The 21,507-nt window shown below is 51.3% G+C and carries 12 protein-coding genes; 7 read left to right on the top strand and 5 right to left on the bottom strand.

The features are described from left to right. The first annotated feature begins 5 nt into the window (after positions 1-5). Genes AB1L42_RS01210 through AB1L42_RS01200 form a run of 3 tightly spaced genes read left to right on the top strand, consistent with a single transcriptional unit; the run spans position 6 to position 2,952 of the window. Positions 6-1,016 carry a sugar phosphate isomerase/epimerase gene (locus AB1L42_RS01210; protein ID WP_367050309.1) on the top strand — a complete coding sequence of 337 codons (1,011 nt, stop codon included), beginning with the start codon at positions 6-8 and terminating at the stop codon, positions 1,014-1,016. Continuing rightward, a complete protein-coding gene (locus tag AB1L42_RS01205; protein ID WP_367050307.1) occupies positions 1,013-1,375 on the top strand; it encodes a hypothetical protein in 363 nt (120 codons plus the stop codon). The genes AB1L42_RS01210 and AB1L42_RS01205 overlap by 4 nt, the downstream gene beginning before the upstream one ends. Further along, positions 1,372-2,952 carry a sodium:solute symporter family protein gene (locus AB1L42_RS01200; protein ID WP_367050305.1) on the top strand — a complete coding sequence of 527 codons (1,581 nt, stop codon included), beginning with the start codon at positions 1,372-1,374 and terminating at the stop codon, positions 2,950-2,952. Before AB1L42_RS01205 ends, AB1L42_RS01200 begins: the two co-directional genes overlap by 4 nt. Positions 2,953-2,973: 21 nt before the next feature. Here AB1L42_RS01200 and AB1L42_RS01195 read toward each other — a convergent pair whose 3' ends face one another. The 4 genes from AB1L42_RS01195 to AB1L42_RS01180 all read right to left on the bottom strand — a co-directional run bounded on the left by AB1L42_RS01195 (position 2,974) and on the right by AB1L42_RS01180 (position 8,978). Then, positions 2,974-6,009: a serine/threonine-protein kinase gene (locus tag AB1L42_RS01195; RefSeq protein WP_367050303.1), complete on the bottom strand. Its 3,036-nt coding sequence runs from the start codon at positions 6,007-6,009 to the stop codon at positions 2,974-2,976. A gap of 225 nt (positions 6,010-6,234) precedes the next feature. After that, positions 6,235-7,005: a PEP-CTERM sorting domain-containing protein gene (locus tag AB1L42_RS01190; protein ID WP_367050301.1), complete on the bottom strand. Its 771-nt coding sequence runs from the start codon at positions 7,003-7,005 to the stop codon at positions 6,235-6,237. A gap of 469 nt (positions 7,006-7,474) precedes the next feature. Then, a complete protein-coding gene (locus tag AB1L42_RS01185; protein WP_367050299.1) occupies positions 7,475-8,260 on the bottom strand; it encodes a PEP-CTERM sorting domain-containing protein in 786 nt (261 codons plus the stop codon). 190 nt (positions 8,261-8,450) lie between these two features. Beyond that, positions 8,451-8,978: an ECF-type sigma factor gene (locus tag AB1L42_RS01180; protein WP_367050297.1), complete on the bottom strand. Its 528-nt coding sequence runs from the start codon at positions 8,976-8,978 to the stop codon at positions 8,451-8,453. A gap of 532 nt (positions 8,979-9,510) precedes the next feature. On the opposite strand from AB1L42_RS01180, the gene AB1L42_RS01175 reads away from it, so the two are divergent. Beyond that, the gene (locus AB1L42_RS01175; RefSeq protein WP_367050295.1) at positions 9,511-11,703 is read left to right on the top strand and encodes a GMC oxidoreductase; all 2,193 of its coding nucleotides are present in this window, start codon (positions 9,511-9,513) and stop codon (positions 11,701-11,703) included. 72 nt (positions 11,704-11,775) lie between these two features. Next, positions 11,776-13,602 (top strand): alpha-amylase family glycosyl hydrolase, encoded by a 1,827-nt coding sequence (locus tag AB1L42_RS01170; protein ID WP_367050293.1) that lies wholly within the window; start codon positions 11,776-11,778, stop codon positions 13,600-13,602. 18 nt (positions 13,603-13,620) lie between these two features. Here AB1L42_RS01170 and AB1L42_RS01165 read toward each other — a convergent pair whose 3' ends face one another. Then, the gene (locus tag AB1L42_RS01165; RefSeq protein WP_367050291.1) at positions 13,621-17,925 is read right to left on the bottom strand and encodes a protein kinase; all 4,305 of its coding nucleotides are present in this window, start codon (positions 17,923-17,925) and stop codon (positions 13,621-13,623) included. Positions 17,926-18,517: 592 nt separating this feature from the next. Here AB1L42_RS01165 and AB1L42_RS01160 point away from each other — a divergent pair. Together AB1L42_RS01160 and AB1L42_RS01155 are read left to right on the top strand one after the other, a co-directional pair. Continuing rightward, complete coding sequence (locus tag AB1L42_RS01160) at positions 18,518-19,714, top strand: hypothetical protein (RefSeq protein ID WP_367050289.1); 1,197 nt, start codon at positions 18,518-18,520, stop codon at positions 19,712-19,714. 175 nt (positions 19,715-19,889) lie between these two features. Further along, complete coding sequence (locus tag AB1L42_RS01155; RefSeq protein WP_367050287.1) at positions 19,890-21,461, top strand: sulfatase; 1,572 nt, start codon at positions 19,890-19,892, stop codon at positions 21,459-21,461. Positions 21,462-21,507 lie beyond the last annotated feature (46 nt).

The following is a 21,507-nucleotide window of genomic DNA, read 5'->3' as shown; positions in this document are numbered from 1 at the left end:
TCGACATGAACCGACAAGCGAGAGACCACTTCAGTCCACTGACGAGTCCGTCCGAATTACAGGACAATAAATTTTCTCGTCGCGAATTCTTCGTCTTTACATCAATTGCGTGTTTGACCAGTGGATTCGGAAATTCAAAGCGTGTGAGTGCAGCGGATTCGGACGTTGGCGAGGTCGGGTGCACGTTGGGCTTCAGCACTTACGGCATGCCAGAGATTCAGTCCGAACGGGCTATCGAGTTACTCAACGAGATCGGATTTGACAGTGTTGAGCTATCTGTGCGAGAAGGCGTCGATGCAGATTCAGCTGCACTTTCAGAAGAACGTCGCCGGGAAATACGGAAACGGCTCAGCGACTCCGGGATGAAGTTGACCTCTCTAATGGAGCATGTTGCGCCATCGGATGAGAAGCGTCAACAACATGCTTTGGATCGATTAAAATCAGCAGCCGACTTGGCACATGACTTATCACCTGTCTCACCACCTCTGATTCAGACTGTGCTGGGCGGTGGCGAATTCCTCGAAGCGCGTGAACGATTGGTCGACTACTTAGGTCAATGGAATGAATTGGCCGAGAAGTCCGAAGTCGTCATCGCTGTCAAGCCGCATCGAGGAGGCGTCGTTTCCAAACCGTCCGAAGCAATTTGGTTATTCGAGCAACTCGGCAAGCCGAAACAGCTTCGAATGGTCTATGACTTCAGCCACTACGCGTTTCGCGGGATGACACTCGGAAAAACTGTCGAAGAGTCCCTGCCCTATGTCGCCCATGTGGCTGTCAAAGACGCTGCCCAGAAAGATGGTCGCGTCTCATTCTTGCTTCCCGGTCAAGCAGGCACGATCGACTTCGCGAAACTCATCGGGGACTTGCACGCCGGAGGCTATCGAGGTGACATCAACTGTGAAGTCAGCAGCATGGTCTCTAAACAAGAAGGCTACGACTCACTGAATGCTGCCCGCGTCTGTTACAAAAATATGTCCGATGCTTTTGAACGTTCTGGAGTCAGGAGGCCGCTTTGACAATTAGCGATTCGAGTGAAGCTGGCAGCGAGAACAACGTGTCAGTTGGGGAAGAGCAGTCCGCAACAAAAATTGCATGGTCGAAGTTGCCGATCATACTCGCAGCTATCTTTAGCCTGAGTGTCATTATGGGAACCGGGCCAGGCATCCTTCTTGTGAATCGGCCGGAGAGTATACTCGGAATCCCGCTTGTCTACGCGTGGGGCATTTTGTGGTACTTCGTTCAAGTGTTCGTGGTGATTGTCGCAAGTTGGACGGTCTGGCGATCAAAAAAAATTGCGGAAGATCGTGAAGCACGCACTCCGTCTGGATCGGAAGTTGAAGTTTCAGTTCAGAGTGAAGGAGAATCGACACGATGAGCATCGCAATTTTTGTCGTGTTGATTTACCTCGGTCTGTTATTGCTGTTCGGATGGCTGGGATACTCTCACGGCGAACGGAGTGAGGAAGATTACTATCTGGCGGGACGCGGTCAGGGCTGGTTGATCTCAGCGATGACGATCATGGCCACTTTCTTTAGCTCCTTCGCCCTGCTCGGTGCTCCTGGGATGGTTTATCGCGAGGGCTTGGTATTTGCGCTGGTCAGCCTGAACGTCCCCATCGCCGGAGTAGCAATTTATCTGTTGGGAAATCCGATTCGTCGCGCGGGAAAACGGCATGGCTACATCACCCAAGCCGACATGCTTTGTGATTACTACGGCGATGGACTTGGACTGCGGTTGCTTGTGACCTTGGTTGGATTCCTGTTTGCGATTCCGTACGTAATGATGCAATTGAAAGCGGGGGGCGAGCTGGCAGCCGTTCTCTTCAGCGGATACGACTACGCATTCGAAGTTGGCGCCATCGTCTTGTCGCTGATTACCGCTCTCTACATCATGATTGGTGGAATGCGTAGCGTTGCCTGGACGGATGCCCTGCAGTGTGTGCTGCTGGTGCTCGGGATGACGCTGGGAGGCATTGCTCTCGTTGTCAGCATGGGCGGTCCAACCGCATTTCTGCGCGAAGTCAATCAGCTCCCGACTGCTTCACTCACTGTGCCTGGGAATACGAAATTCTGGCAGATCCCGATGTTGTTTACGGTCTGCTTGTTGATGCCGATCGGTGGAATCATCCAGCCTGCACAATGGATGCGGTTCTATTCAGCCCGGGATTCCAACACGCTGCGCCGCAGTGCGCTAATCTTCACCATCCTGCTGACTGGATGTTATGTCTTCGCCATCATGCCCATCGGACTTGGCGGTCAGGTGATGTATCCGCTTGAGTATTCGCCGGATGGTGTGGCTCCGAATGAGCGAGTGGGAAGCTTTGACCAGATCCTGGTTGTCATGCTTGACGATCTGCTTCCCAACCTGGTTGGCGAAGTTGTTGGGGCAACACTTTCGTCTTTGGTCATCGTTGCCATTATGGCGGCTGCGATGAGTACCGCAGATAGCAATTTGCACGCGCTCAGTGCGATGTTCACGCGTGATATTTACAGTCGCTTTCTCCGCCCTGGTTGTTCGGAGCGCGAAAAGCTTTGGTCGGGTCAGGCATTAATATTTGTGGCGACCGCCGTCTCTCTCAGCCTGGTGCTGATTGGGAGCCGACCGGACAGCAGTCTGTCGGGGCTGATGCAAATGATCGTGACCCTCGCGCTCTTTGCCGTCTCGTTTAGTGTTCAACTGCTTCCGATGACATTGGATGTGCTGTTCTTTCAAAGAGGAACACGACTGGCAGCGATCACATCCCTGTGTTGTGGACTACTCGTTGCGTTTCTGTTTACTCCGTTGTTCCCATTGCTTTTTGAAGATGACTCATCGCAACTCCTCCAACGGGTGAACGCAGCGAAAGCATTGATTCCCGTGCACGCCTCGGCCTGGGGACTCGCTATTAACGCAATCGTTTTTGTGACGATTTCGAAGATCGATCGGCGCCGCATCGATGGTCGTACCAACTGACAATTTCAACGCACTGCATCCCTATGGTGTGGAGTTTTGCTGGTCGTTGGAAGATTCTGCGAAGGCGAGAAGAATAGCGACCTGTGCTGCGAGTGAATCTTTGGAATGTGAGTTGAGTTCAACTGTCCGAGTCACAAGTTGTAGAAATCCTCGGCGGAACACCTCGTCTGAACACTTTAGAGTTTTCTCGAGTGGAATCCATGTAAGGTTGCTGATGTCTGTGTGCTTGAGATTAACTCCACGGTTCAGATCAGCCAATGACTCTTGGTATTTTCCGAGTTCAAAGAGTGCTGCTGCGCGTCTTTTGTGCATCCAGTAACAGCTTGGCACTTTTGTCAGAAGGTTTGTCGCATCATCGATAGCATCGAGATATCTCTGCTGTTCGAAGTTCATCTCGTACCTCGCACGATAGGTTCGAATGGCGAGTTCTGAATCCTCCTCGATGAGTTCATCTGTCAGTACTCGCTGAACGCCATTTAGATCCATCAGTGCAGCTTCGCAGTTACCGATTTGATGGTAGATTTCCGCTCGAAGGATGGGATACCACAGGATCTCCGAGTGTTCCTGCATAGCTGCGGTTAGCTCTTCGATGGCTTCCTCTGGTGTTTTGAGGATCGTCAGCAACTCTGCCTTTACCGATTGAAATCGCGACGATGAAGCCAGTTCTCGGCTGATTTCGTCGAAGCGTTGCACTGCTTCGCTTGTACGCTGATTTGCGATAAGAAACTGCGAATAGTGTTTTAGTGAGTCAGCGAGAGTGACATAGTTGCGATGGATTTCGGGGTACTCCCGGCACAGCCGCCAACTTACGTCGATCGATTCATTCCAGAGACGTTCGGCTTCTTCCGGGTGCCGATCTTGAAAATGAACAGCCACCGTATCGCAGAGCCAAGCGAGTGTGTTCGTCATCACTCGTGTTGGATTTGCTTCTGATCTACGTATTTCCAACGCTTCGCGATAAAGCCGATCAGCGCGTTCGGGGTCGGTTTTCACAAGAGCATCGGCCAGAATTTTGCAGGCGGGCATGCTGCGAATTGAGCGATTCGTCAAGCCGTACGCACGTTCTGCCAGAATCAGGCGGTCAGGATGATCTGGATCGGTGCGCCGAAGCAAATTTGCTTGCGAGTATAAAGCAGCAGCTTCTCCTCGTTGATAGTCTTCGTTCTCGGGATCGAGAGCTAAAAGTTCGTGATAAAGCACCCCTGCTCTCTTCAAACGTTGCCCGCCAAGGCTGTCAGAATCCGGGAGAGAGACCGTGTCGGCCAAAAGCCGTCCGGAGACGAGATACGCTTGTGCCTGCTGTTCACGATAGATTCGCTCATCAGGTTTGGAAGCGACCAACTGATCTGCGAGCACAATGGCCCGAGAATAAGCTTCGTGAGCTTTGGGAGCCCGGAACATGTCGGATGCAAAACGTCCCAGTTGATGGAGTACGAGGCTGGCTTGATATTGAGTTGCCGGGCTGGTTCCGTGAACTGCGACAAATTGGTCGTAGTAGGCCAGCGAATCTTCGAGGATCTTCTCAAATGTCGGCTGAAGCTCAGGGATATCCGCGAGTTCTGGGTTGCTGACATGCTTCAGAAGCCGTTCCATGGCAACTAGAGCTGCTTCGAGGTTGGCTTCAGATTGTTGACGCTGATATCTCGCTTCCTGTTCGGCTGCGGCTACTCTTCTGGCTTCTGCATCAGCCTCACGCTCTGCTTTTGCTGCTCGATCACTTTCTTTGAACGCCTTGATCGCAGAAGAGGTTGTGCCGACCAAGCCCCCAATAAGACAACATGTCACGAGGAGGACAGTTGCTATCAGTGTTCTGTGACGACGTGCATACCGGGACAGCCAGTATCGCATCGTTGGTGGACAGGCCAGCACTGCTTCGCCATTGAGAAAGCGTTTGATGTCTGCGACAAAACCGCTGACCGTCTCGTAGCGACGATTGCGGTTTTTCTCGAGAGCTTTCATTACGATCCAGTCGAGTTCTCCGTGCAGCAGATCGCAAATCTGCCTTTGATCGACCCGGCGGCGATCTGCGATCGTCGAAAGAAGTTTCGCGTCGATTGTAGTCAGACGCGTGCTCGGGCGAGGAGGATCGTCTTCTCGAATGATGCGTCGTAACTCGTCGAATCCGGCCTGCGTCAGCGATTCTTTCGAGAACGGTGTCGTTCCAGTCAGCAGTTCGTAAAGAAGAACTCCAAGGGAATAAATGTCTGACCGAGTATCGATATCGATCCCGTTCATCTGCGCCTGCTCTGGACTCATATAGAGTGGGGTTCCCAGGAAGTGCTGAAAACCGGTCACTAGAGTTTGTTCGGTCAGTTGCTGATTGAGAGCTTTTGCGATGCCAAAGTCGATCACTTTGGGAACAGGTTGATCGTCATGCATAGTGACAAGCACGTTGGAAGGTTTGAGATCACGGTGGATGATCCCTTTTTGATGAGCATGTTGCACAGCGCGACAGACCTCGGAGAACAGTCTCAAGCGTTCTTCTGTCGAGAGTCGTCCATCATCGCAGTACTCCGTGATGGGGATTCCGCGAACCAGTTCCATAACAAAGTACGGGCGACCGTTCTGGTCCGTCCCAGCTTCAAGCACCTTCGCGATATTCGGGTGATCGAGAATGGCCAGTGCCTGACGTTCGGCATCGAACCTTGCCAGAACTTCCTGGGAGTCCATGCCCGGATTGATGAGTTTGATTGCGACGAGGCGTTTGACGGGAGTGGTCTGCTGGGCCATGTAGACCGTGCCGAATCCACCGCGACCAATCTGCTCGAGAAGTTTGTAATTTCCGACGATTCGCTGTTCAGGTGGTCCGTTTTCGAATGCCAATGCTTGCGAATCTCGAGATTCTTCATTGACTGCAAACAGGAAGTCGATTTCATCAAGCGGATTCGTCAGATTTGCCAGATGAACTTCGATCATGGAGTCAATCGTGTGACGAAGTTCAGTGTTGCCCTGACAAGCGCTGTCCAGATAGGCGAAACGCTCTTTCTCGTCGTTCAATTGAGTCGCCCGGTTGAAGATCTCCTTTGCTGACGGTGTTGAATCTTCGAATTCTTTCACTGGACGGATTCCACTACAGAGAAGAGCAAAATCAAAATTAGCCGCAGTTGGAAGACTGCGGCCTGGCCCAGTTCGATTCATTCGATGGTGCACAATTGTTGGACTGATTATAGCTCGTTAATGCATTTCACAAGATCGAATCCTTCTGCCGCTGACCCAAAAAGATCGCGAGGAACCTGATGCGAACGTCTTGGGGGCAGCAAGGCTTTCGGAGTCAACTAGCGGTTATGCACGTTGGCGACGACGTCGCAGCAGCAGCCCGATGCTTCCGATGCCGAACAGGGCGAAAGAAGTCGGTTCAGGTATGGCATTCGTCGGAAGTTTATTATACTTGGGGTGGGAGACAACGAACCGAAATGCACCGTTGGCAGTATCACCATTGTCTCCACCGTTACTAGCTTGCATAAACATTCCGCCATAGAGAAAATATTCACGTCCGGCAATTAGAGTACCAGTCAGGCTCCCTTCAAAGTATGGGAATTCTCCCTCCATGCCACCGAGGGTGTAGTAAGGAGAGGCCAATCCAGTGCTCCCGAGAGCACTTTGGAAAAGGGGGGAATGATCGGTTGTGTCAAAAAGATAGAAAAGGAGTGATGAGTTTCCCGATCCAAGTGATGCGGTGTAGAACCCGCTCGCAGCGTAGGACACATTGACAGTCGGCGTGAAGAAAAGTCCAAACTGCATGTAAGCTCCGTCAGCCACCATTCCTGTTCGGACTTGATTCGTCGTGAGATTGAGTACGAAATTCCCTTGAGCCGCAATCGAACCGACGTTGACCGTTGACGAGATGCCAGCCGTCGAAATATTGTGGGATTTCGATGGGCCGAAATTCAAAGGACCGGAGTCGGATAAGAAAGCCTCTGAGGAACCATCGCGGAGACTCGCTTGGATGTAGCTTCCTCCGCCCACGTCGACCAAGCCTGCTTGGGCGAAGCCTGCTGTCATCACCAATAGGGTGAAGATCGCAACTGTTTTCACTGTTAAACTCTGCGGCATTTCATCTTTCCTCAGTTTGTTCATTCACATCGTTTGTCCGACAGGCAGCAGAGATCGAAAATGGCCCTACAAGTTGTCGGGTTACTCTCACTTCGGAGTAACGAGACCTGGTCCGGATTACGATCTTCTGACGAGGCGCAGCTGTGCCTTCAGCGTTCCGGACATCAACTCATGCAAGAAATAGCCGCAGAGTGTCCGGAAGATTTTGCCGATTTTGTAGAGTTTCTCGACTTTGTGAGGGGCACCAAACCAAGCCCAAGCTAACGCCTGGTGTTGGTGGCTTACTACCTCATCAAGAGTTGTAAGATTGACCCAGATTGATTCACTCGATAGTGCATTAATGTGGTTTGGCTATCGCTCGTTATTGCATTTCAGAAGATCGAATCCGAGTGCCGCTGACCCAAAAAGATCGCGAGGAACCTGATGCGATCGTCTTGGGGGCAGCAAAGTTATCGGAGTCGATGAGTGGCTATGCACGTTGGCGGCGACGTTGGAGCAGCAGCCCGATGCTTCCAATACCGAATAGGGCAAAAGTAGCTGGCTCCGGCACGGCTTCAGGGTCTGTCGGTGTGGAGAGAACGAAGCGTATTGCACCGTTTGCTGTGTCACCGTTGTCTTCACCGAAAACAGCTTGCATACTCATGTATCCCTGAAAAATATACTCGCGTCCGGCAATCAGATTACCAGTCAGGCTCCCTTCAAAGCTGGGCAATTCTCCTTCCATCCCACCGAGGGTGTAGTAGGGAGAGGCCAATCCATTGCTTCCAAGAGTGCTTTGGAAGAGCACCGAAAGATCGGTTGTGTCAGTGAGAGAAAAACTGAGTGATGAGTACCCCGATCCAAGCAATGCGGTGTAAAAACCGCTCGCTGTATAGGACACATTGACGGTCGGCGTGAAGTAAAGTCCCACTAGCGTGCCGGCACCATCGTTGACCATCCCAGTTCGTGCATGATCCGTAGTGAAATCGAAAATGTATTGAGTTTGTGAGGTTAAAACATTGTAGTTGACCGTCGACTGAATCCCGTTTCCGTTTGAAACGTTAAGTGTGGTGCTTGTACTGGCATCCAAGGGACCCGAATCGTCCAAGTACGTTGCTGTGGAACCTTCATAGATATTCGCAAGGACGTTACTTGCATTGTTCACATTGACCAGGTCAGCTTGTGCGATGGTTGCTGTCATCACCAACATGGTGCAGATCGTTACTGTTTTTGCTGTTAAACTCTGCGGCATTTCATCTTTCCTCAGTTTGTTCATTCAATCATTTTTCCGACAGACAGCAGAGATCGAAACGGCCCTAGAAGTTGTCGGGTTACTCTCACTTCGGAGTAACGAGACTTGGTCCGGATCACGATCTTCTGAGGGGGCGCAGTTGTGCCTTCAGCGTTCCGGACGACAATTCATGCAAGAAATGCCTGTGGAGTGTCCGGAAGATTTTGCCGATTTTTTAGAGTTTCTCGACTTTGCGACGGGCACCAAACCAGGCCCGAGCGAACTGCCAGGTTTCGTAAGCTGAAGCCCGCGACAGATTCAGAATCTCGCCTGCCTCAGTCACAGAGAGGCCAGCGTAGAGGCGGAGTTTGACGATTTCGGCTGACTCGGCGTCGATTTTGTGAAGCTCTTGGATCGCTTCTTCGAGGTCGAGGATCAAGTCCGGATCAAGTGGAACACCCTGGATTGCCTCGCACATCAATTCGACCTTGGCTCCGCATCGCTTTTTAGCCCGCTTTGCAACGGCCCAATTCACGAGAATTTGCTGCATTGAGTTGGCAGCGGCCGCAAAGAACTGAGCTTTGGTCTCCCAGCAATGCCCTGAATCTGCCAGCCGCAAGTATGCCTCGTGGACAAGGGCTGTGGCCTGAAGGGTATGGTCCGGACGTTCTTGTCGAAGCTTCGCTGCAGCTAATGCCCGTAATTCATCGTAGACCTGCGTAAACAATTGCTCCGAGTCGCTTGAATTTGTCGCGTCGTACATCGTCAACAACGTCCATCAACCGCACAAGAAAAGCGGCATGATACATCTGGGTCGATCCCTAAGCGAGAAAATCGTTCGAAATTCTTTTTGGAGTAACTCTTGCGAAGAAGGTTCGAATCGGGATCTCAAATTGAGCCAAATGTCGTTCAGCTGCGTTGACGGAAGTCAGTCGATCGAATTGGCGGGATTGGACTCAATGACAGTGAGCTGTGAGCGTCTCGCTTCGTTCGGTGAATCCTTGAGACAGTCCGATCGGCAAGAGTGAGTGTGGCTTGTCGAACCGTGACGGACCTGAATTCGAGGAGGCCCAACTGATTCGTTTCCGAGTTTCTACAGAGCACAGGCAGGCAAAGTTGAGGAAGGTCTTGTTCGTCAGACTTTGGCCCTTCAGAGGCAATCTTTTGATGTCGAGACCAAATTTGAAAAGAGGTGCGTCTGTGAATTTTGAGTTTCGGTGATTCACTCTTGATTTGAAACATGTTACGCTCACCAACTGATCACAGGTTTCGGATTTTTTCGAAGGGCTACTCAGTTGATCAATCAATTCTCAACGGCTGACGAAGTCCGTCGCGGGTATCACAGCGGGCTCTCTGGAAAAGTCATCGACGTCAAAGCGGCAAAGGAGTTGGAGGCGAATCGTACTCCTCAGACCCGAGTCGAATTCGTCACCGGGAAGTATCGACCGCCGGCTGTCATCACGGTTCGTTCGTCGATCGACAATGACTGGAAAGATGATCGAACCGGCAGTTTTGTCGGCGATCGGTGGGTCTTCACTTTCGACAATGCTCCGGACTTTGAAATGAAGTTCGTGCTGAACCAGACATTCTGGATGTCGGGAGGGAACATCTCGATAAAGAGTGGGGAACCCGAGCATACGTTTCATGAGCCAGCCATTTCATTCGCTTACGAACTCTCCTTTCAGACGGAAAAATGGCAGCCAAATCATCTCGTTACCCTTCGAAACAGCCGAGACGGGTGGCGTCGCGATGTCTATGGAGTCTTTCGCGGCGACACCTGGAAATTTCTTCTCGATCTCTCGAATTATGATCCCGGATTCGAAGCGAAGTTCTTTCTCGATCGCTCCATCCCGATGGATGAAGATGTGATCGAGATCAATCACGGGCAGTACTACAACTACGATGATAAGAAGGTCAGTTTTCCCGCAGAGCCATCGCAGTTTCGTCACGGGTACGACAATTTCAGTACAGTCGAATGGCCGATCGAACAGTCGATTGTCTCGACACGCGGGCAGGACGACGAAGAGTACGACACAGTGATCGTCGGATCGGGCATTGCAGGCGGAATTTTAGGCGATGCACTTTCCGAGCGTGGAAAGCGAGTGTTGATTCTTGAAGCGGGCGGAGTCCGGTTGCCGGTTCATCAAGATCAATTGCCGCGAGGCGAACAGAGTCTGGTGGGACGGGATGAACTCGTTCATTTTGATCGCTCTGGAACTGCAGACTTTCAAAAAGGAGCGATCTTCAGTCTCGGTGGTCGCTCTCCATACTGGTCAGGACTGATCCCGAGGATGCAGGACTACGAGTTTCGTGAACCGTGGCCAGACGCCGTCAAGCAGGCACTCACGACAGCAGAATCGTCGCAGCCTTCCCGATACGATCAGGCTGAGCAAACCCTGAAGAAAGGTGTCACACTGGGGGCGTTTCAACGCCGTATTCTTGATCACTTGTGCAAAGAACTTCCCGACTACGATGTCGAAGAACTCCCCCGATCCTATCATCAGCCTAACATCGACTCTCAAGGAGTCATGCAAAACCTGCTGCGTCGCGCGAACGGAGTATTCTCGAGTTCGGACCTGCTTCTGGAATCACTTGGCTTCAGTGAACTCAACGGGAACCACAATCTAAGAATTAATTTGCATCAGTTGGCAACGCGAATTGAACACACTGATGGAAGAGCGACGGCTGTTGTCTGCCAGGATCTTGTTGGTGGAGTCGAGCGACACTATCGAGGGAAGAATATTGTGTTGGCGTGCGGTTCTGTGGAGAGCGCCAAGCTCGCATTGAACAGCCAGCTCGATGACCCGAAGAAGCGCATCGGCCGAGGACTTACGGATCATCCGACCTATTTCTACAAAGTCGATCATGTGTTGCCGCAGACTGGTCCATTTGGCTGGATTGGAAATCCAACTGGACACGCCAAGGTGATGCTGCGACACAAAGATGCTGCACCCGGCGTTCATCCATACAACATTGAACTGCTGATCAATCCTCGGTACTGGGACACCCGCTTTGTGGATGACAATCTGTGGCAGAGTCGCGTCGATCCGGGCGGTGACTCAAAAGTTGAAATTAAGTTCATCTTCGACAGTCCGCTCAACAACAAGAACTTCGTGCGATCCAATGGGATTGGTCGTAAACCGGAGGTCTCAGTTGCACGCAATGAAACAGCTGCTTGCTACAAAGAAGGTCTGTTGCCTGTGCGTGATGAAATACTGACGAAGTTAGGAGTTCCTGAATGCGACCTCAGCAAAACCTGGGTTCCGAAACAATGGGACGAAGGTGTTAATGGTAGCGTGCACCATGCTGGCGGGACGTTGCGGATGGCGAAAGACGGTCGTGGAGTCGTCGATGAGAACTTGGCGTTTCTTGCGTACGAAAATCTGTATTGTTGTGATGCTTCGGTCTTCGCCAGTATCCCGGCAGCGAATCCGTCGTTGACAGTTGCTGCGTTGTCATTGCGATTGGCTGACCATCTCTCGCCGTAGTCATTACATCTTTCAAGAGTGCGTCGCCTGGAATCCTGTTCCTATTTGGTCTCTACTCATTAGGAGTTTTGCATGCCATCACCGTCGCGACATTCAGGTTTGGGATCGATGGTGACATCGGATGGAGTCGCTTTTCGAGTTTGGGCTCCACATGCACAGTGGGTTCGGGTTGCCGGGACGTTCAACGGTTGGGACTCAAGTTCACATCCGCTGTCATCTGAAGGAAACGGGTATTGGTCCGCCGATGTTGCTGAAGCTGCCGTCGGGGATGAGTATCGCTACATCCTCGGTGATCTCAATCACTGGCGAGTTGATCCTCGAGCACTGGATGTTGGCCACTCGAATGGCAATGGAATCATCGTTGATTCGCACTACGACTGGCAGGTCAACGACTTTCAGATGCCGTCCTGGGATCAATTCGTTATTTACGAAATGCACCTCGGAACATTCTTGCGGAAGCCTGTTTCGGATGAAGAGATTTTCGAAGAACTCTGCTGTGAGATTGAGTATCTAAAATCGCTCGGTATTAACGCTGTTCAAATAATGCCGGTCAGTGAATTCCCGGGTGATCATTCCTGGGGGTACAACCCAGCGCATATCTTTGCAGTTGAAAGCCACTACGGGGGACCGAACGCATTAAAGAAATTCATCGATCACGCACACTCGCTCGGCATCGCAGTCTTTCTCGATGTAGTTTACAACCACTTCGGTCCCAACGATTTGATCCACTCGTTGTGGCAATTCGATGGCTGGTATCAGAACGATATGGGTGGGATTTATTTCTACAATGACTGGCGTGCTTTTACAGAATGGGGAGCGAAGAACCGTCCTGACTATGGTCGTCCAGAGGTTCGACAGTTCATTCGCGACAATGTACTCATGTGGCTCGAAGATTTTCGAGTCGATGGCCTGCGTTTCGACATGACCTGTTGGATTCGAAATGTTTATGCCTGGGACCATGTTGCTCTCGATGATCCAACCAATCTGGGCGGCTGGGGTTGGAATTTGCTGCGTTGGATCAATGACGAAGTGAATCATCGTCAGCCCTGGAAAATCACCATCGCTGAAGACATGCGACAAAACGCTGCTGTGACTCGTTCAACGTCACACGGCGGTGCAGGTTTTGATAGTCAGTGGGATGATCAATATCACCACAAATTGCGGCATGCCATGGTTACTCCGAGCGATCATGATCGAAATATGGATGACGTGGCAGCTGCGATCACTCGACGATACAGCGGAGACGCCTTCCAACGCGTGATTTATACCGAGTCGCATGATGAAGTCGGTGATCCCTATGGTCGCCCACACGGCAAACAACGCGTCCCGGAACAAATTCATCCCGGCCAAGCTGACGGCTGGTATGCTCAGAAACGTTCAACACTAGGGGCGGCGATTACGTTTACAAGTCCCGGAATTCCGATGATCTTTCAGGGTCAGGAAATGCTGGAGTGGCAACAGTTTGACGGAAAGCATCGACTCGACTGGAACAGGGTTCGAAACTTTTCCGGGATCGTTCAGCTGTATCGTGATCTAATCAAACTCCGCCGCAACGTCTCGAATTGCACACGAGGGTTGTCAGGCCATCACACAAATTTGTTTCACGTTAATCACGATGCGAACGTGATCGCCTGGCATCGTTGGCACAACGGCGGTGCTGGTGATGATGTTGTGATCGTCATCAATTTCAGTAACCAGGCGTTCCCATGGTACCGCATCGGATTCCCTCGCGAGGGAGTCTGGAAGGTGCGATTCAACAGTGATTGGTCCGGCTACAGCGATCTCTTTGAGAATCATTACAGCGATGTCGTCAATGCGTCCGCTGATCCGATGCATGGGTTGAGATACAGCGGAGAAGTGAGCATTGGGCGTTATTCAGCAATTATTCTTTCGCAATGATCGAGGCACGCGGAGCCTCTATTTGCTCTTCTCAATTACGGTTCTGGCCACTCGAAAGCCATCTGCCCCTGTGAAGTGCGAAACCGAATTCCAGTTTTCGAATTCAAATCGCAAAGTCTGTGCATCATTCAGATAGGTGCCTCCGCAAAGTCGCCGGATATCACCGTCACGGACAATGATATCCTGATTCAAGTCAGACGTGAGGGAGCGTTGGTTTCCTTGTTGTTCTTCCGCTTCTCCCAGCGTCCACTCCCAGGCATTCCCGTGCATGTCGAACGCTCCAAAGTCGTTCGGCCGTTGTTGAGCGACGCTGTGGGTGCGAAAGCCAGAGTTGTCGAGAAACCAGGCGCATTCCGTTAGAAACTCTGGTGAGTTCCCGATGGACCATTGAGTCGTTGATCCGGAGCGAGCGGTCGCCAACCATTCGTCGACTGTCGGTAACCGATACCCGGCAAGCTCCGAGTAGTTGCCTCGAATCGACATCCCGGAAGCGTATTCTCCATTGGCGTTTGGCTTGAAGCACCATTCTGTCTCCGGAATGTCGTCTTGTTGACTTAGCCAATTACAATAGGCTGCAGCGTCGTACCACGTAACGTTGTTGACAGGACACTGATCATTTGGTGCTGAACGCCGATCGAAATCATGGTCCGGGCGGAATTTCAGAAAGTCCTCAACGGTGATTTCACACACCCCAACTGAGAATTTGTAGTCGACAGCATCCTGAACTCCTGTTTCAATCGTGACCATTATTGGGGAAGTGGTGGTGCTCCGGTGATTGAGTTCCAATCGCGACTTCCAAGCCCCCTGCCTCGCCATCCATTCCAGTGCGGAGCGAAGTCCTTGATCTGTCGTGTTATCGTAAAGTACGCAAATTTCTTCGATGAGTGCTTCACCTCCGCGCTCGATCGAACGCGAGTCGGCTTTCTCCGCCAGAATCAGTGCCAATGCAAATTTGACCGAAGCATCTCGTTCACGAATATTACGAAGTTGGTCGAGAAATCGTCTTGCCGGGATTTGGCTGTTCTTGAGGCGCTCGATCAGTTCAGTTCGCGCCGTTGGATCGGGGGCATGTTTTAGGTTCGGCCACACGAGAGTCCATCGGTTGGCGACAGCCAGCGCAAACACTGCAGCTGCCCGTTGCGAAGCTTGTTCAGGACTCGCGATCTCGCTGTCTTCGTTGATCACGTCCACCAGAGGAGTAAACGCAGAGTCCTCACCATCCGCGAGATTCGAATAGACTTCGGCGAGTGTCTCGCAAACACGATGGTCGTGAGTTTGAATGATTTCACTCGCCAAATGTGGGCTCAAATGGTCAGCGATCGGAGTCAGCAGGTTGACCCACGACTTCCATTGAAGACTGTTTTCCTGCATTAACCAGTACACGATGTCCGCATTGACTGTGTCCCAACGATCATCGTTTGGATTAGTTTGTGCCAGTATTGAAGCTGCCCTCAAGCGGCATGGATCATTCGCATTCGGATCTTGTAATACCTCCCAGAGCTGCTTGGGGGAATCAATTCCAGCAATTCGCAGGCAACGAAGAACTGCCTGAACTTCTTCAGGTGTTTGGCTGTTGACTGCGAAGTCGTAAACTTCATTCCGATATCGATCGTCATGTTTCAAGAGAGCTAGGCTGGTATGGATTCGTTCGGTTGAGCCATCATCAGCTTTTTGGTGGACAGCAAGAAGTTGTGGTTGAACCCAATTCCAGTGAGCATTCATGTCTCGAATGAGCCGCGGGACTTGTTCAATCCCTGCAGACTGAAGAGCGAGGACCATTCGTTTTGATTCGCGAGCATGATCGAATTGAATCGCAGCCACGACTGCCAGGATCAAAGCCGCGAGAACAATGACTGTTCGCAAGCCGTAGTATTTTCTTGCGTGAGAAAGAAAGTCCTTCTGACGCGACGTCCGATTGCAGGCTTTAGTTACGCTTTGAATCTGCAGGAACTCTAATAACGTCGGCAACTGACGAACATCACGATTCGACTTCCAGCTTTCGGCGAGCGATGAGAGCAGCAAGTACGAACGTCCTTTAAGCGTTGTTCGTTCATAGCGGGCAAGCCATTCTCTCACTGACGGAACGAGAGCGTCGTGCCCTAGCTGATAACTCTTTTGAGATATGTTCGATGATGAAGCATGAGCGAGAGTTATCAAGTTCAAATCTTCAGACAAGGCTCGCACGATTTCCCGAAGTGTTGTATCGCTGACATTGACTGCGTCACGAAGTTCACTCTCTGTCACTCCATGTTGTTTCAAATCACTCGGCTCGACTGGCAGCATCTTCTTTAAGACGACTCTCACGGCTGCGGTGTTTGCTTTCAAGACTTGAGGCGCGTGGGGCCCGGTCAACTTCTCGTCAAGATAACTCACTCCCAGATTTTCAAAGCCTCCTGAATCTGCAAGACCGGCCGAACTCCATTCCCGATGTCGCATCATTTCTGCAAACATGACAAGTTGAATCGGGACCACTTGTCCTGCTTCAGCGAGCCAGTCGACTGAGTCACTCAAGAACTGCTGTTGCTCCGCTGTCAGGTCCTGCAGGTTGGATGGCAAACATTCAAAGTAAGCTCCGAACCCGGCCAATACACGGCGTGCGTGCTCCTTTGAAAACAAGTCGAGCAGAGAGGCGTTGCTGCGATTGTGAATTTCAATGTCTAGCGCTTGCATCAATCGGCTCGCACTCATCCAAAACTCGTCGCGAACGACAAGAACAGCTTGAAGGCGACTTCCATCACATTGCCTGAGGGAACTCGTTAGTTCAGCTTTCTCGAACTCTGACTGGGCTGAGAGCCATTGCTCGAATTGATCGAGCACCAACACGATTTTCGGAGCCGACTCATCATGATGTTCACGAATGGCTCGACATGCCTCAGTTAATGATTGAGTGTCGGCGACTTCGGGAACGGCGTCATGGATTGCCTCCAAAAGCCTCAATTCAAATCCTTCCGGAGAGGCTTCCATAATGACTGGTAAGACGTCCTGCGTCAGAGTTGGAAGCACACCAGCTTTGATGAAGGAACTCTTTCCTGATCCGCTTGGTCCGTACAAGAGGCATACAGACTTTGAATGATCAGCTTCTCTCGACTCGAAGACGTTCTTCCAGAAGCTGATGCTTTCGGGGAACCCCGACCTGTTCTTCGGTCCGGGGAGTAAACCCATAAAGAATTCAGCATCGTCTCGGTCGAACGACCTGACTCCTTTCGGGATAACAATCAGTGATGAATGAGCACCGTTGGTTGTTGCGAATTCAACACTTGATTCATCCAGATAACTTCTGAGTTCGTCTGCAAATTCAGCACATGAGTTGTAGCGTTGCGTGGCTGACTTCGCCAAAGCCTTCAAACAGATACGTTCGAGCGGTTTGGGGATCGTCGCGTCAAGTTGACAGAGCGGAATGGGGTTCGCGTAGGCGGTCTGTTCGAGGATTTCGTGCTTCGTCTTGCCTTTGAAAGGACGCTGTCGAGTTAACAGTTCATACATTGTCACTGCCAGGCTAAACAAATCACTTCGCCCATCGACTCGGTGTCCCTCTCCTCGAGCCTGTTCTGGGGACATGTAAGCTGCCGTCCCCGCCACGATTGCAATTTCCTCTGCCACATCGGCTTGCAGAGCGAGGCCAAAGTCCGTCAGGTAGACTTGTCCGTCAGCATCGAGGAGTATGTTGCTTGGCTTCACATCACGGTGAATCACTCCTCGGTCGTGAGCGAATTGTAAAACCTCGGCGATTGAAATGAGAATGTTTAGGGCTGTCTCACGTTCGATGCCAGCTCTTGCCAATGTCGATAGGTCACACCCTTCGATATATTTCGACACGATATAAAACTGGTGTTCGGGATCACTTCCAATGTCGTAGACCGGAACAATTTGCGCGTGCTCTAACTTCGCGGTCACTTTCGCTTCAGCTTGCGAAACTTTCGCAGGATCGATGAGAATGGCATTCTTGGAATGAGGAACCTTGATTGCCACGCGACGATTCAGTTTGTCGTCGACAGCCAGATAGACATCTCCGAATCCGCCACGCCCGAGAAGGTCTTCGACTCGATATCGCCCGATGGTCTTAGGGAGGTGTTCATTACCTGGCAATTTGACCAAGAGGTCGATGTTTTCGTCGTACAAGACCGACTCACCGCATTCAACGGTCACCAGTGTTTGATCAAGGTTGATGTTGAATTCGAGAAGTGTCTTTGTGCAGTCCTGACACGAGAGCACATGCTTTCCAATGCAGTCCATCATCTCGTCATTCAGACGACCTTCAGCATATCGTGCGAGCAAATGTCTTGAAGGGTGTGTGAAGCTTGAGTCTGGATGGTTCGTCCCCATGTTCCGCCTCAACCCGTTGTGGACTCATTCATCAACTTCAATAGATTCGTAATGCATCCGATCGGCGCCCCGATCAAGCATCATTCTATCGACTCAAGAACAGATTCAGAACAGAATTGCCAAGCGGCTTGGATTGCTCGTTGGAGAATGAGGAAAACAACAGGTCAATTGTACGAACTCTGCGAAGCGATCGGTGGGACGTTCAATCCAAGAGTTCTCGTCCGACCAGCCGCGCCTGTTGCAGTACTTTAGACTTTGAGACAAGGACTGCGTTGACCGTAGTGTTGTTCTCCTCAGCGACCTGCGAAGGCGGAACCTTATCAATGAAGGTTCGACGAAAAATTGACAGTGCACTTTCTGAGACGCGATTCTGATGACCGACCAGTATCTAGCCTGCCAAACAGTCGGTTCGTTGAAGTACTCGCATTGATGAGTTTCTACGAACTGAGTAGATCCGTTGGTAAACCAAGTTGGCCCAACCGGGACACGCGCGAGGTGATCCGGATCGTGTCTCTTTGGTTTCTCACGGACCGTTGTTTGGTTTATGCTAATCCATTCTGTTGTGAACCATCACCTTTGGGATTCTTGAATCATGAAGCATCTGGTCTCTGCGGTTCTCGTTTTGGCGTCTCTTTCGTTCTGTCGCTTGTCTTACGGACAATACAGCGAGGCGCAACTTGAGCGATGGTTGAAACGATTTCCCGAAGCTGACGCGAATCGCGATGGAGAGTTGTCGATTGCCGAAGCGGCGGATTATGTTAAAGAGCTGCAGTCTTCGCGCGGCAAGGGTGGTGGTGCTCCGAGGACCTTCGAAGTCGATCCTGGTTGGAAGGCAGAATGCTTCCCGGAGCATGCTGTTTGTTACAAATCGCCGGATGAAATTGCGAAGCTGTACGCCAAGCAGACAGGTGATGACAGGGCTGTCGTGCGTTTCGCAAAGCCGACGGACGGGTCGCTGCGGATCGTCGGCACTGGGCATAGTTTCATGGCTCCCGGGTACAAAACTTTCCCAGCGATTGTGGAAGCAGCTGGCTTGAAGCAGCCTCCGTTATTGACTCACACGGGCGGTGGGATCACAGGTAGCACGCGATACAAATGGGAGCAGGAAAACGGAATCTTCGAGTTCGACGGAAAACCAACTCCGAAGCTGCTGGCATCGATCTCCAACGGTGAGTGGGATGCGATGATGTGGGGCCCCTACTTCAACGATCACCCGCAGTATTATTCATGCTGGATCGACTTCTGCTTGAAATATAATCCGGACATGAAGTTCTATCTCTCTGATGCCTGGCCGCAGCTCTATCAGCTGAACAAGGTTCCCGAATCTGAAGAGGAACTGACTCCTGAAGTGATCGCCAAACTCGGCGACGAAAAGTTCGAAATCTATTCCGAGATCCTCAACGAGCTGAACGAGAAGTACGACAACAGAATCTTCATCATGCCGACGTGCGAAGCGATGGTTCAGTGTGTGAAGTACTTTGACGAAGGCAAGTTGCCGGGCATCGATGGCATCCACAAGGCTGTCGGCAATAAGGAACGTTCGTTGTGGCGTGATCAGTTGGGACATCTTGGTCCCGGTCTCGATCGACTCGAAGGATATGTTTTCTACGCAACTATCTACGGTCGAAATCCGCAAAACATTCCCGGTGACATTTTTGAAGACAGCAAGTTTCCCAGCCAAACTCTTGACCGACGTTTTCGCGAAATCGCCTGGCAAGCGGTGCTGCGAAACCCACTCTCTGGAGTCGTTGACAAGAACGAAAACGGGATCGCTGATGACCGAGAGTGAATTGATTGTCTCAGCCTTTCGCGAATGCTTGCGAAGACTATTCCAATAAGCGTTGTTTGAACTAGTCGAAGGAGACACACTTCGTTGTGTCATGTACTTCCTCATCTCCGCAACAAAGCGAAGATGCAGGTTTCATTTCAAAAACTGTCGCCGCTCCAGTTTCACAGGCAGCTCAATGACGAAGTTTATTGTCTCAACTCTTGTTCTTTTGAGTTGCGCAGTTTCTGCGAACGCCAAAGATCCGCCGAATGTTCTCTTCTGTTTTTCAGATGATTGGGGGCGCTATGCCAGCATCTACCGAGACCCGAATCAGCCCGGGCTGAACGATGTGATCGAGACACCAGCACTGGACGCAATCGGTCGAAGCGGAGTTGTCTTCGACAATGCTTTTGTCAGCGCTCCAAGCTGTACGCCAAGTCGAGCGGCTGTCGTGACTGGGATGCCGTTTTACCGCTGCGGCAGTAACGCTTTCCTTCGCTGTCGTGAATACGGAAAAGCAGAAGATCCATATTCCTCTCTCCCAGGCTTCTCAGAATTACTAGTGCAGAACGGCTATCATGTGATGCACTGGGGGAAGACGACGAATAGAAATGCGGGAAAGCGGGACCTCACTCACAAAGATCCAATTTGCAGTTTCTCGCAGACTGTGTCCGCAGCCACTGACAAAGAAGCTAAGAAGAAAGAAATCTTCTCTTACGTCCGTTCCAACTTTCAGAGATTTCTCGACGACAATCAGGACGACAAGCCCTTCTTTTATTGGTTCGGCCCGCACAATTCACATCGTCAGTGGACCAAAGGTTCCGGGAAAGCTCTTTGGGGGCTCGAACCTGATTCGCTTAAAGGAAAGGTGCCAGCATTTCTACCGGATGTTCACGACGTCCGAGAAGATATGGTTGACTATCTCGGCGAAGCACTGGCATGGGACGGCATGATCAATGAACTCATCGAAGAACTGAGATCACGCGGTGAACTCGACAACACGCTCGTGATCATTTCGGGAGATCACGGAATGCCCGGGATGCCACGTGGAAAATGCAATCTTCACGACTTCGGATCAATGGTCTCCTTGCTCATCAGCTGGCCGGACCGTGTCCAACCTGGTCGACGTGTTGACGACTTTGTGAGTCTCATGGACATCGCTCCAACAGTGCTCGAAGCAACGGAAATCGACCGACCAGATCACATGTTGGCAAAAAGTTTGATGCCGATACTTACGTCGGGAAGAAGTGGTCAAGTCGACCCAGCGCGTGACCATGTGATCATCGGACGCGAGCGACATGTTGGCGAAGCCCGGAGAGACCGCGCCCCCTATCCTTCTCGCGCGCTACGCACCGCAGACTACCTGCTGATTCGGAATTTCAAACCGAATCGTATGCCAATGGGCGACGTGTTCGACAGCGGAGCGTCTGCAGAGCAACATCTGCAAAACCACAACCTGGCCTACCCGGATATGGATGCGAGTCCGACAAAGGTCTTTCTAATGACTAACAGCGACTCCTATCCAGAACTGTTCGACATTGCTTTTACGATCCGTCCGGAATTCGAACTTTACGACCTGAAAAGAGATCCCGATCAAGTTGTCAACGTAGCGGATGACCCGGAATACGCTCAGACTCTACAAATTCTCACTGATCGGCTGATGAACGAATTGCGACAGACCGGTGATCCACGCGTGATCGGAGACGGAAGCACGTTCGATCGAAAGCCATTCGTCGATCCTTCTTTTGTCCCTCCACCGAAGAAGTAGTACACCTGAAGCTCTGAAGGCGATACTCTTTCTAAGCATCGACCTT

This window comes from Thalassoglobus sp. JC818 (genome assembly GCF_040717535.1).
Lineage (GTDB): Bacteria > Planctomycetota > Planctomycetia > Planctomycetales > Planctomycetaceae > Thalassoglobus.
This window is presented reverse-complemented; position numbering and strand designations above follow the sequence as displayed.

What these genes read in the sequence shown, in the direction of transcription:
- AB1L42_RS01210 (WP_367050309.1), top strand. Translation starts at nt 6, where the DNA reads ATGAACCGACAAGCGAGAGACCACTTCAGTCCACTGACGAGTCCGTCC.
- AB1L42_RS01200 (WP_367050305.1), top strand. Translation starts at nt 1,372, where the DNA reads ATGAGCATCGCAATTTTTGTCGTGTTGATTTACCTCGGTCTGTTATTG.
- AB1L42_RS01190 (WP_367050301.1), bottom strand. Translation starts at nt 7,005, where the DNA reads ATGCCGCAGAGTTTAACAGTGAAAACAGTTGCGATCTTCACCCTATTG.
- AB1L42_RS01185 (WP_367050299.1), bottom strand. Translation starts at nt 8,260, where the DNA reads ATGAACAAACTGAGGAAAGATGAAATGCCGCAGAGTTTAACAGCAAAA.
- AB1L42_RS01180 (WP_367050297.1), bottom strand. Translation starts at nt 8,978, where the DNA reads ATGTACGACGCGACAAATTCAAGCGACTCGGAGCAATTGTTTACGCAG.
- AB1L42_RS01170 (WP_367050293.1), top strand. Translation starts at nt 11,776, where the DNA reads ATGCCATCACCGTCGCGACATTCAGGTTTGGGATCGATGGTGACATCG.
- AB1L42_RS01165 (WP_367050291.1), bottom strand. Translation starts at nt 17,925, where the DNA reads ATGGGGACGAACCATCCAGACTCAAGCTTCACACACCCTTCAAGACAT.
- AB1L42_RS01160 (WP_367050289.1), top strand. Translation starts at nt 18,518, where the DNA reads ATGAAGCATCTGGTCTCTGCGGTTCTCGTTTTGGCGTCTCTTTCGTTC.
- AB1L42_RS01155 (WP_367050287.1), top strand. Translation starts at nt 19,890, where the DNA reads ATGACGAAGTTTATTGTCTCAACTCTTGTTCTTTTGAGTTGCGCAGTT.